The organism is Nitrosomonas sp. (assembly GCF_021731985.1).
GTDB lineage: Bacteria > Pseudomonadota > Gammaproteobacteria > Burkholderiales > Nitrosomonadaceae > Nitrosomonas.
Genome location: NZ_JAKFWH010000007.1, coordinates 1 through 12694 on the forward strand (window position 1 = coordinate 1; position 12694 = coordinate 12694).

General features: G+C 44.6%; 9 protein-coding genes and 1 pseudogene. 6 read left to right on the plus strand and 4 right to left on the minus strand.

The window, feature by feature from the left end; translation table 11 throughout:
* Positions 1–269: 269 nt before the first annotated feature.
* Complete coding sequence (pip, locus tag QZ942_RS00945; protein ID WP_292992674.1) at positions 270–1232, plus strand: prolyl aminopeptidase; 963 nt, start codon at positions 270–272, stop codon at positions 1230–1232.
* A gap of 10 nt (positions 1233–1242) precedes the next feature.
* Here the strand turns inward: pip and QZ942_RS00950 are convergent, their stop codons facing one another.
* Together QZ942_RS00950 and QZ942_RS00955 are read right to left on the minus strand one after the other, a co-directional pair.
* Positions 1243–1953, minus strand: a complete 711-nt coding sequence (locus QZ942_RS00950; protein ID WP_292992675.1) for a phosphoadenylyl-sulfate reductase — start codon at positions 1951–1953, stop codon at positions 1243–1245.
* A 34-nt stretch (positions 1954–1987) separates the two neighbouring features.
* Positions 1988–2908 (minus strand): CPBP family intramembrane glutamic endopeptidase, encoded by a 921-nt coding sequence (locus QZ942_RS00955; RefSeq protein WP_292992676.1) that lies wholly within the window; start codon positions 2906–2908, stop codon positions 1988–1990.
* 493 nt (positions 2909–3401) lie between these two features.
* Here QZ942_RS00955 and QZ942_RS00960 point away from each other — a divergent pair, with 493 nt between their 5' ends.
* The 3 genes and pseudogenes from QZ942_RS00960 (at position 3402) to QZ942_RS00970 (ending at position 7622) form a co-directional block, all read left to right on the plus strand.
* A complete protein-coding gene (locus tag QZ942_RS00960; protein ID WP_292992677.1) occupies positions 3402–4670 on the plus strand; it encodes an HDOD domain-containing protein in 1269 nt (422 codons plus the stop codon).
* 83 nt (positions 4671–4753) lie between these two features.
* Positions 4754–5567, plus strand: a pseudogene (locus QZ942_RS00965) (helix-turn-helix domain-containing protein).
* A 513-nt stretch (positions 5568–6080) separates the two neighbouring features.
* On the plus strand, positions 6081–7622 hold the full coding sequence (locus tag QZ942_RS00970) for a M10 family metallopeptidase (protein WP_292992678.1): 1542 nt from the start codon (positions 6081–6083) through the stop codon (positions 7620–7622).
* Positions 7623–7685: 63 nt separating this feature from the next.
* Here the strand turns inward: QZ942_RS00970 and QZ942_RS00975 are convergent, their stop codons facing one another.
* On the minus strand, positions 7686–9251 hold the full coding sequence (locus QZ942_RS00975) for a protein kinase (RefSeq protein ID WP_292992679.1): 1566 nt from the start codon (positions 9249–9251) through the stop codon (positions 7686–7688).
* Between the two features lie 1038 nt (positions 9252–10289).
* On the opposite strand from QZ942_RS00975, the gene QZ942_RS00980 reads away from it, so the two are divergent.
* Complete coding sequence (locus tag QZ942_RS00980; RefSeq protein ID WP_292992680.1) at positions 10290–11897, plus strand: APC family permease; 1608 nt, start codon at positions 10290–10292, stop codon at positions 11895–11897.
* 48 nt (positions 11898–11945) lie between these two features.
* On the opposite strand, the gene QZ942_RS00985 is transcribed toward QZ942_RS00980, so the two are convergent.
* Entirely contained in the window at positions 11946–12326 is a 381-nt protein-coding gene (locus QZ942_RS00985; RefSeq protein ID WP_292992681.1) for a rhodanese-like domain-containing protein, read from the minus strand.
* Positions 12327–12519: 193 nt separating this feature from the next.
* On the opposite strand from QZ942_RS00985, the gene QZ942_RS00990 reads away from it, so the two are divergent.
* Positions 12520–12684 (plus strand): hypothetical protein, encoded by a 165-nt coding sequence (locus QZ942_RS00990; protein WP_292992682.1) that lies wholly within the window; start codon positions 12520–12522, stop codon positions 12682–12684.
* Positions 12685–12694 lie beyond the last annotated feature (10 nt).

Genomic DNA, 12694 nt, shown 5'->3' on the forward strand with positions numbered 1-12694 from the left:
GCCACAAATATGGCTGCAGCTCCTGTGGTATCCAACAGGCATTGACGTTCATTCATTAATATCTCCATCTCTCCACGTAACATGAAAACTTCTTGTTCTCTCAGTATAGTATTAGGCATATGATTAATCCTTTTAACATTGACACAGTATGTGGCCTGTCAATCAATATATCAGAACTATAATTCATCTAAGTTTTGAAATCTGTGCTGTTTGCCACTCTTTTCTATCATTTTTATAACCTATTAACCAGCGATTCTTATAGCCATATCATGAATAATCATCACCCTGCTCCACTTTATCCTGAGATCAAACCTTACCGGCAAGGAACATTATCCCTTGATAAAATACATACGATGTACTGGGAAGAATCAGGGAATCCTTCGGGCGTACCGGTTGTATTTCTTCATGGCGGTCCCGGCGCCGGAGCAACAGCGGCGCATCGGCGTTTCTTTGATCCGGCACATTATCGTATTGTCATCTATGATCAAAGAGGTGCGGGGCGTTCAATACCACTCGGTGAAATTCAAGATAATACAACACTACATCTGATTAATGATCTGGAATTACTTAGGCAACACCTAAAAATTGACAAATGGCACATTTTTGGCGGATCCTGGGGCAGCACGTTGGCTCTCGCGTACGGTCAAGCGCATCCTGAACGCTGCTTGAGTTTTATGCTGCGCGGGATTTTTCTTTGCCGCAAAGCAGAAATTGACTGGTTTCTCTATGGACTGCGTAATTTATTCCCGGAAGCTTGGCGTGACTTTGTTACGCCATTGTCTGCCGCAGATCGAAATAACATTCTTTCCGCTTACTACCAGCGCCTAATGAATCCTGATCCAGCTATCCACATGCCCGCCGCACGTACTTGGAGCACCTATGAAGGTTCCTGCTCTACGTTACTGCCGAATCCGGCAACGGTCAGTTACTTTGCCAGTGATACCGTCGCATTAGGGCTTGCACGCATGGAGGCGCACTACTTCAGCCACAATATCTTCTTACCGGAAAATTCACTACTGGATAATATCCATTTACTCCATACTATTCCCGCCACCATCGTACAAGGCCGCTACGACGCAGTCTGCCCGATTATCAGTGCCGATGACTTGCATCACGCATGGCCGCAGGCTGAATACATTATCATTGATGATGCCGGACACTCGGTTTGGGAACCTGGCATACTGGCGGCATTGATTAGCACCACGGAGCGATTTAAATCGATCACGACTTAATTCGCAACATTTAAAGATGCAAACCGCACTCGGTTTTAGGTTTTCCCGACCAACGACCACAACGGCCTTCACCTTTTACGGTGCAGTGCGTGCAACCAATCGAAGAGTAACCATCCGCTACTAACGGGTGAAAAGGTAGTCTATGCTCGAGAATATACGCATCGCGCTCTTCACGCGTCACATCAATCATCGGGTTAAACTTGATAATCCCGCGGCGTTCTTCAAAAATATCCAAACCGGCACGATGATCCGTCTGCCAGTTCATTAGGCTTGACACCCAGATATCATAATTGGGTTTGATCGCCTCCAACGGATTAATCTTGTTAATCGAGCAGCAAAAATCCGGATCGGTCTCATATAGTTTTTCTTTTTTACTGTATTGATGCTGATAGTCATCTGCTCTCACATCCTCGACTTTCAAATGGTAAAGCCCTACCAGATAATTCCGGTATAACAAAGTTTCCGGAAAATGAAAGCCCGTATCAATAAAAAATATAACCTGTTGCGGTCGAATACAGGAAATGATATGCAGAAAATAAGCAGAGGTTGCTGCGAAGGAAGATGTCACCATGATTTTTTCGGGCTGAAAATCGGTGTAAAGCCTACGTAGTCGCGCTTCAAAATTGAGCGAGTGGTAACGCTGATTTAGTTCACTGATGGCTTGCGCACTTAAACCTGCGCTGTTGCCGGAACTTTGACCTATAGTTGCTGCTTCGGACATATTAATTACTCATTCTTTAATCGCATTGTAAAAATTATTTCGTCACTAGATTTCCAACATAACCGCCGATTTCCATCATCCAGGCAATGCCCAGATGCACAGCCAAGCCACCCACGATGGATTGTGTTTTATGGGCGATCATACCCAATATCAACCCGCCAAAAAAAGAAGAGACACATTCAAGCAGAGGTTTGCCAAAATGAATACTGCAATAAAATGTGGCCATTGGCAAAATAGCTGACGGCCCAGCGTAGCGGATAAATGCAAACACCAAAAATCCCCGGAAGAATAATTCTATCGTAATAAAATCAATTCCATAACTTATTTCATAAAGGAATTGATACCACAGCGGATTTTCTGTGTATGGGACAATAAAAGCCACTTGCTTTAATCTGGGATAAGCACTTAAGAAATCCGGTTGAGTACTGGCAAAGATGATCAATGGCACCATCAAAACCAACATCAGGCAGTAAGGCCGCCACTGAACATTTCTCAGCGTCATTCCCCAATAATTTTGCTCCACAGGAAGAATTTTATATAAAACGACCAATGGAACAAGTACGACTAAAAACTTAAATGGTAGCGTTGTGATACTTGTTACATAACTGCCCCATATCCCGTCCATGCTATTTTCCAATGGATTAGCGACACTCACTTTGAGCGCAAACAAAGCGGGCGCAATCAACAGTAGCAACCAAAACATCGGCGTAGCAGTAATCAGATGTTTCCGGTATGTCACGGCAAATAAATACGGAATCACAAAAGCGCTGCAATAAACCAGAAAAAGCGCTAATAATTGATCAAAACGGGAATCAAGCCCTTTAATCAATTCACTCTCAATACCCAATGTATAGTTTAGGGTAATCAGAATGCTCGTCCAGATCAAACAAAAAAGCCACAGCGCTTCATCAATTGTCGAAGCATACTCTCGCAGAAACGAAAGAATAGATGTCATACAAAAAGGTAAAGCGAGAAATAGTTATTAAGAAAGCTCTGATTAAGTTGATTACAATCATGGCTCGACAAATTCAACACGAACGTAATCAATATATTACCGTTTGTCCTGGGCCTGCCGAAGGACTGAATCAGAGCTTCCTTAAGGAATAAAAGCGCCTTTTATTGTTTCCATATGGCAGGGCCAATCATTATTGCAGCAAATGCAATTCTTCTCAAAATTGAGATAGTCGCCTGTCTGTAGCAACTATAAACACTGCTTTCGTTAAAGTTGAATATACATAAAGCCGGATAATTGATCAAATTGGCTATTAAGGCCTCAAAAGCCCGCTTTCTTACCTTAAAACCATCATCCACTTTGTTGTATGCTCTTCCAAGTGAAGAGAACTCCTCTCCTTCCTTCTTATCAATTCGGACAATCGTTAAGAAATACTTCATGCAGCAGGTGAGGACGGGCATTTTATTTGATCAAGTTGGTATATGCGGAGGTATATATGGGCGGTTTTTGTCTTGGTCGGCAACCAATTCTAGATCGTAATCACAATCTAGTCGCATTTGAGTTACTTTTCAGACAAGAAGAAACTGAGGAAACTGCAAATGTCACAAGCGACTTATCTGCATCAGCGAATGTTATCGTCAATGCTTACGGCAAGTTCGGCATCCACAATGTTCTGGGACACCAGCGTGGTTTTATCAATGCCGACCCAGATCTCATTATGAGTGACATTATTAGTTTGCTACCCAGTAAACACATTGTGCTAGAAGTTAAAGAATCGGCATCAATTACACCAGAATTTTTACAGCGTTGTAAAGATTTAAAACAAAAAGGATATCAATTTGCACTTGATAATATCATTGCTATCAATAGCAAAGTTGAACGCTTATTGCCACTGGTCAGCGTAGTAAAAGTGGATATCCTTGCACTGAGTCAAGATGAACTAACTAAGCTGGTCAGTGAACTCAATCGATGGCCAGTCCTGCTTTTAGCCCTAAAAGTTGAAAATCGCGAACAAGAAGCACATTGCAGGTTGCTGGGCTTTCAAATGTTTCAAGGTTATTATTTTGCAAAACCTGAAGTCATGTCAGTAAAGCGTGCTGATCCTGGGAAGGTATCATTATTGAAGCTACTGGCATTGGTTATGCGCAATCACGATGACACAAGTGACAATGATAGTGATAGCAGCATCGGTGAAATCGAAAACGAATTTAAACGTCAACCCGGCTTAAGTTACAACTTGCTGCGCATGGTGAACTCGGGTTCGGACGGTTTACCCCAGAAAATAAATTCCATCAAACACGCCATCAAGTTAATGGGACGCAAGCAACTACAAAGATGGATACAACTTCTGCTTTATACTTCCAATCAATCGGAAGACAGCATATCCGATGCTTTGACACAAACTGCTGTAGCACGGGGCAAATTGATGGAATTAATCGCGACCATTGAGCGTCCGCATGACAAGAATCACCAAGAAAGAGCATTTATAGTTGGAATTTTATCGTTACTGGACGAATTGCTGGGTATTGAAATGCAGCAAATAGTCGAGAAACTGGGAGTCTCCGACGACATAAGCCAGGCGCTAATGACTCGCCGTGGACGTTTGGGTCAAGCTTTAAAATTAATTGAAGCCAAAGAAAAAGGCGAGATCACCTCGGTTCATTCCATATTATCCGAGCTGGATTTTCTGAGTTTGAATGAGTTATCAAACATAGAAATACAAGCAATAGGATGGGCTAATCGCCTAGAAGAAACAGTAAACTAGTAGTCAGTCATTAAAAAACAAAATGATGTCAGATAATCTTAAAGTATGTTATTAAGATGTTTTTGTTGTGAGAGAAACCTACCATGCCTGCCATTAAATACAAAGTTAATCTGAGTGATGATGAAAGACAAATCTTGCAAGCCGTAGTGCAAAAAGGCAAGAACTCTGCGTGGAAGAAGGGCCGGAAGCGGCCTTGAAAGATCGTCCGCGTCCCGGAAAGGCGCCAAAACTTAGCGATAAACAGGCAATCCATCTCATTGCGGTGGCCTGCAGCGATGCGCCCGATGGCCATAACCACTGGACACTGCGCCTGCTGGCGGACAAAGTAGTGGAATTAAATTACGCGGATTCCTGCAGTTACGAAACCATTCGCCAGCTTTTAAAAAAACACGCTGACACTTGGCAAAAACAGGAATGGTGCATTCCAGAGGTCAGTTCCGACTTTGTGGCGGCGATGGAAGATGTTCTCGACCTGTATGAAGAACTCTATGATCCGATGCGTCCGGTCGTCTGTTTCGATGAAAGTCCCAAGCAACTCATTGCCGATATTTATCCGCAGGCCAGCGTTATTCGAGTGGTTTTGGATAACCTTAACACCCACAAAATCGGCCCCTCTACGAGGCCTTTCCAGCCGAACAGGCGCACGATTTAGCGCGAAGACTGGAATTTCATTACACCCCCAAGCACGGCAATTGGTTGAACATTGCCGAAATCGAGCTGGCTGTGTTGTCCAACATGTGCCTGACACAACGCATTCCAGATAAAGATCATCTACGCCGTGAAGTAGAGGCAAATATCAATGCCCGCAATGCCAAAGCTGCTCCCGTCAATTGGCGCTTCACTTCTCAGGATGCTCGTCGCAAACTGACACGTTTGCATCCTCGTTTTTCAAACTGACTGACTACTAGTAGTTAGAAAAACGATTAACAAAGACATGTCGCTTCTGATTACGACCAGCATCTCTCTTTATATGAAGAAACCATCAAACAAGCTAATTTCCTGGAAAGAAAAGAAGTACAAAAAAAGATTTAGCGAACTGCCCAATAAGCGGCTAGAATTTAAGCTATTAATTTGCCAGACCTTGGTACTATTTATCACAATACTTATTGTTCTTGGACATATAGATTATTTGTGAAATTAATGAAGATATATTGTGCAGTTTTAATCGCGCCTATCCGGTTAGCGCCCATAGATGAGAAATCATCCCACAATAGAGACTAATTATGTTTACGAGCGACCAAAACAATCATAATTCCTACCATTGACGGTGACGTCCCACTTTATAGCTCAGAAACGCGATGGATGTGGTGGTCTAGATAACGGATAAGCATGGTTTTAATAACACACATTTAAATTGCCGCTGGCTCCGCATTCCAATTACTTAATTTCACGATTATTAGGACTCTTATCATGGCAACTCCTTTTACCTCTAGTAGTGTTATTTTCACTGATCCGGCCAATGACAATCAGATTGATTCTTTATTGAGTGGCACACGCTGGACGAACTCGACCATCTCCTACAGCTTTCCAACCAGTAACAATCCCCTGTTCTGGTCCACGCTATCCGGTTCGGGTTATGGTTCTCAGTTCGGCGATGGTGAACCTTGGAATAGCACTGCTAAACCACTGAACAACGCAGACCAGGGCTACTTTGAGAATGCCCTACAACAATGGGCTAACGTTGCCAATTTAAACTTCATCAAAGTAGCGGAAACCCCCAGCGATGTGGGTGATATACGCACAGCCTATACGGAAGATCCGGATGAGTCGACGTTGGCCTGGTCTTATTTACCCAGCAACAGTCCCAAATCAGGTGATATCTGGATGAACACCCAAAGCCTTCTCAATTTTGAGAACTGGACTCCAGGCACCATCTCCTTTGAAACACTCTTACATGAAATCGGCCACGCTCTGGGCTTTAAACACCCCTTTGCAAACCCTGATGACCCAACGGAAGAGACGCTTCCGCCCGCTCTGGATAGCATCATGCACACCATCATGAGCTATACCTATTCAAATTTGCAAGGAGAAGAAGGCAATGAATTTTCCTTCCACCCCACTACACCGATGGTGCTGGACATAGCCGCCATGCAATATTTGTACGGTGCCAATACGCATTACCATGCCGGTAATGACACATATACATATAACGACGCAAACACCTATAACGAAGCCATTTGGGACGCCAGTGGTGCTTCTGACACCATTCAGTATACAGGCACGATTTCCAGTCGCATTGATTTGAATCCAACCAGTGCATCGTTTATCGGTGAACCGATCTATGTTCAATCCAACGGTGTGAATGTCGGCCTACCCATTCCGAATGTATGGATTGCTGACAGTGTGATAATTGAGAATGCCATCGCCGGTCAAGGCGACGATGTGCTAATCGGAAATGACAGCAGCAATATCCTGGATGGCGATTCCGGAATTGACACTGTATTGGTGCAAGCACCGCGTGATAACTATACCCTGAGCAAAACTCCCAGCGGCTACACCGTCACTGCCAACGCCAACCCCGGCAACCAGGACACACTGACGCACATTGAACGCCTGGAATTTAGTGACACCAAACTGGCACTCGATCTGGATGGTTACGCCGGTGAAGTAGCCAAATTACTTGGCGCTGTCTTCGGTGCAGCTGCCGCCGCCAACCAGGACTATGTCGGCATTGGCTTGACTGAATCGGACAAAGGCTTGAGCTATGAACAACTGGGGGAGTTTGCAATCCATGCGGCAGAGCTTACCAGCCATGATGAAATCGTAACTCTGTTATGGCAAAACCTATTTGGAGCCGCGCCCTCAGAAACTCAAAAATCACCTTACGTCAAGATGCTTGATACCGGTGAAATATCAACTGGTGGCTTGGCTGTGTTGGCCGCAGACAGTAGTGTGAATGCTGAAAATATCCATTTAACGGGACTTGTGCAGACGGGCGTTGCGTTTGTTTGATGCAATGCTGCATCGAATATTCAAAAAATTAGCAACAATCAAGCCTGATCGGCACAAGCTTATTTATTGAGCAGCTAACTCCTTTCGAATATTTTGTAATTTAGGATCATCCGGCAAAACCAATTCTGCTCTCTGCAAATAGAGTCTAACCATATTGAGTTTGCCTTCAATTTTCGCTTTCTCAATAAACTGAACATACCGCCCTACAATTTTCTGCAACCCGGCACGCGCTTCCGCATTGTTGGGCTCAGTGGCCAAAACCATCTGATAATATTTATAGGCATTATCTCTCGATGGGGTGGTGAAATACCCTGCTTTATAAGCTTTCTCAGCAGCAATCAGGTATTTTCTGATTAAAATCTCATCGATTTTGGTTTCCAGTGGCTTTGCTTCGTCTGCCAACTCGGGTGGTTTTGCGGGTTCGGAAATTTTGTTTGAGTCCGACTCTGGATTTGATTGTGCGACAATCAAAGGCGTAGTGGATTGATCTTCTTTAATCTCTGGTGTAACAGTGATTTTACCAGGATTGCGTTGGAATAAAGGCTGAGTAGCCACTGTACTTTGCTTGTCATCCACTATTCCTGCCGGTTTTTTATCAAACCATAATCCAAACGTCACCAGTGCAACGATCCCGGTCATGACACCAATCCATAGGGCATTCTTAATAATCGGATTGCTATTGATAACCGCTGTAGCCGCTTGCTTGGCAGGTGAAGACTCCGACGGGCCGCTGGTTTGTTCTGATTTTAGTAGCGTTAAAATATCGCCTGCCGATTGCGGCCGACGATTGTATTCAGGTTGTAACATCCAATCAATCGCTTGCAACAATTCCACGCTATACGTAGCGCTCGCAGCCGCAGAAAGTGAGTCCATCGGATCGGGTTCGCCTTGGCTTAAGGCCGTAACCCGGCTCTGTGCGGCAATGGGTTGGTGATGCGTGATACAAGCAGACATCGTCGCGCCCAGTGCATAGAAATCAGTCGCGGGTCCGGATACATTTATAGGTTCATATTGTTCCGCCGACGCGTAACCGGCAGCTAATTCATCCGCAAACTGAACCGTGCGTGCGGCGATAGCCAATCGAGCAGCAGCGAAATCGGTCAACAACGGCTCTCCATCCTTACCCAAAAAAATCGCTGCCGGTTGAATGCCGCCATGCACCATTTTATGCGCATGGATTTTCTGCAATGCATTCAGGATTGATACCAGAATGAATTTTAATTCCGTTTCAGCAAATGCTGTCCCAGATTGAATTAATTTGGACAGTAACATGCCATCCCGGGCGCTCATGATCAGATAAACCGTGCCATTGAATGGCAAGCTGTTCTCCGCCACGACAAGATTGGGATGCTCGATTAATGTCAGCATCTCAGCTTGATCCAAAAATGCCTTTAACCCATAGTTAAAATTTTCTTTGTCTTCGGGAGATTTGGGCTCAACACGCAGCCCATCGCTTGCGCGAACAGCGAAATCGTGCGGAAAATATTCTTGTATTCTCACCGGCTCCTTGAGATGGTGATTCCAGGCACGATAAGTAATATCGAACGGACTAACTTTTACGGTACCCTTAATTTCGTAGACACCGATTTGCGTCCCTGCGGGCAAAATTTGATCGTGTATATTTGTCATAATAAGCTGCTTCTAATCTCAATTAATGCATTCGGCCTGCCACAATTGACTGGCGAAAGAACGAGTCGCCTTATAGTTTAAAGCAACTGAGTTTGATATACACCAATATTTTCTGATTGAAATGAAGCCGAGTTAAGGCAGGCTTTTTGAATTGGAGATGCGAATAGTACTCAACTTTTGAACGATGACTTTCTGTAACCATCCGGATAATGCGCTTCGACCGAAAATAGCGGTGCTTTTTCAACATCGAACACCCGTAAACCCTGATAGGGACATTCATGTGAGTTGAGATCTATATAAATCTCTGAATAGTGAACACTTATCATGCCAAACATAGTGAGGAATCTTTGAGAATAAACAGTATAAATTTCTTACCATGTTTGACATGCCGTCGGTTATTTAGCGACTCCTATATGAAGTGCATCTATATCCGACTCGATACTTCGAAACCTGCCCATAGTTGATGAAAAACAACTTTACCGTCTAGCATATCGCGAAATCCCACCCAAGTAGTTTGACTCAGGAATGCAGACGATTTAACTCGCTTGTCCCTTTCCGAACCCGGTGACGGCACCGGAATGACGCAAAAACTCCCTCGCTGATCCGGCGATCAACCGCCCCCGCATTTCCGCATTCTGCCACGGATTGCCAATGAATCAGATTCCATTTATCCACACGACCTTACGTAAACAGCAAGCAATTTCTTCGGCAGCGAGCTTGTCAGCAGGATTATGGAAGAAAAACACATCCGACATAACGATTCTTTACTCACGATCAAAATCCACAAATACCGATAGTCTATAAGGGTGTGGTGAAACATGTTGAAATAGAAACATTCTTATGCAAAATTGTATCATCCTCCTTGAATTCTGGATATTTCTCACCTACGACTGTCCAATATATCAAACTATCCAATCGATTAGGTTATATGTATTGATCACCTTGCTTCGTTTTTGACTTCGCTGCGAATCTTTGTTACTTTCCAGCGTTCACAAGGAATTCTGCTTTCCAATTTCCCAGAAAACCACGAGGTATCAGATGCACGAAGAATCCGTGATGCACGGCCTGAGAGCCAAAGGATTAAAAAAAGGGTCGGTATCCAAGTCGGCCGCCATCACAATTGGCCTGGCAGCGACCGCTCCGGCATACTCGTTAACCGGCGCATTGGGTTACGGTGCTTCCGAAAGCGGCTATCAGTTGCCGATCGTGTTCATTCTGTCTGTGATCCCGATGTTCTTTGTGGCATTGTCCTACAAACACCTGACAACTTCGGCTCCAGATTCCGGTACGGTTTTCACATGGGGCGCCAAGGCCATTGGGCCACGATTCGGCTGGTTCGGCGGCTGGGCGCTTTTGTTAGCAAGCGTGCTGGCGGGAGTCGCAGCCACTCAAATTATCGTCAACACGACGGCCATCGTTTTTAATTTAGACGAAACGCCCTTGTGGTTCCACTTTGGCGTAGCTATTCTGTTCATCTTCAGTACGACGTATCTAACGGCACTCGGTGCTGAGGAATCTTCGCGCACCACCATGGTCCTAACGATCGCACAATACGGCGGCCTCACCGTACTCGCAGCCATTCTGTTGATGCGCGTCATGCAGGGAGAAGCTGTGAGTACTGCCGAGCCATTTTCACTGGAGTGGCTCAACCCGTTTGCGATTTCTTCTTTCAACGCATTTCTGAATGGATTTCTTGTAGCACTATTCATTTTCTGGGGGTTTGATGCGTCACTGGCAATGTCTGAGGAAACGGATGGTAGTCCAGGGCAAGCAGGGCGAAGTGGCCTTATCGCAATAACAATTACTGTAATCACCTATGTAGTTTTCTCTACAGCGGCGTTAACGTACGCTGGTATTGATCCGCAGGACAAATCAAGTCTGACATTCAAGGATAATATCGATTCCATCATAACCGTTCTGACAACCGACATAATCGGTGCCAAAGGCGCATTGATTGCTGCTTTAATCATCGGTGTCTCGGCTTTCTCGTCGACGATGTCTACGATCATGCCGGCAGCGCGTGCTGCGCTGGCAATGGCGACATACCGGGCCATCCCACGCAGATTTTCTTCAGTCAGTGAAGCAACACAAACACCAAAATTTGCAACCTGGGCAATCGGTTTAATGACGCTGGTAATCTACACAACCCTAAGTATGGTCAGCGAATCAATTGTTAAAGATTCGATCCACAGTGTCAGCATTGCAATCTGCACCTACTACACTGTGGCGTCGCTATCCTGTGTGTTCTATTTTCATCGTACCGCATTTAATCATTGGCACACAGCACTGTCGCAAGTGATCTTGCCCGCAATTGCTGCTGTGATTTTGATTGCGGTGGGTATTCTTCAGGCGTGGAACATGATGGATCCCAATTATGGATCCAGCGGATCGATTGCTGGCGTAGGTACTGTGTTCTTGATCGGAGTTGTCGCGCTATTTCTCGGTGTCCCGCTGATGATACTTTGGAACATGCGTGAACCCAAATTCTTTCGCGGCGAAACACTCCCCCTTGAAAGGGCGCATATGGTGTTCGATAACCGGGATGATATTTCGGCCCACTCCGTTATCAACCAAGAAACAGGCAATAAACTTCCTAACAAATCAGAGAAATCAGATTCACTGATTCCTGGTGAAAAAGGACATTGAGATTTTACATAAATTGACTGTGCTAGATTCAAAATTGTTGTATCGTTTCTAGATTGACTTATCTTTTTCAAACGGAAAACCAGCATCACGTAAAGCTTTAATGCCCCCATCCACCGATACCACATTGGTATAACCCATTTGTTGCAATGCATCCGCCACCAGAACCGAACGGTATCCACCGCCACAATACAGCACAATGGCGGCTTGCTTATCAGGTATCACGTTTTCAATGTCGCGTTCGATGATACCTTTTCCAAGATGACGAGCACCAGTCGCATGATCAATCCAGAATTCATGATCTTCGCGAACATCGATAAAATGAAATTGTTCTCCCCGCGTCAATCGAGCCTGCATATCCGCCACGGAGCATTCCTTTACGCGTTGTTTTGCTTGTTCCACTAATCGTAAAAACCCCAGATTGTGTTGCATTATTCTCCCCTATTATTATTCAACACTGTGTGATAATCAGAAATGGCTATTAAAATGTACCAAAGATTTCCTATGCGGTCAAAACGATAGCAAATACACAAAATTATTAAGCTGGTAAAAAATACTTCAGCGTTTGGTTTTCCATTTCACAATGAGTAGAGAAGATTCGCTTTGGCTTAACGTGAGCATAACCATGAGTGCCTACTTCATATTTATGATTATGGGCTTGTGTGAATTTGAGAATAAAAAACCGGTACACCGGCTGTCTTTCGACAGTGGTGTACCGGTGTTGATGCTTGACTTAGCTTATAGCTTGGTAAAGACTGGGATAACTGCGCCAGCAATACTATTGATATAGCGATTGCCTT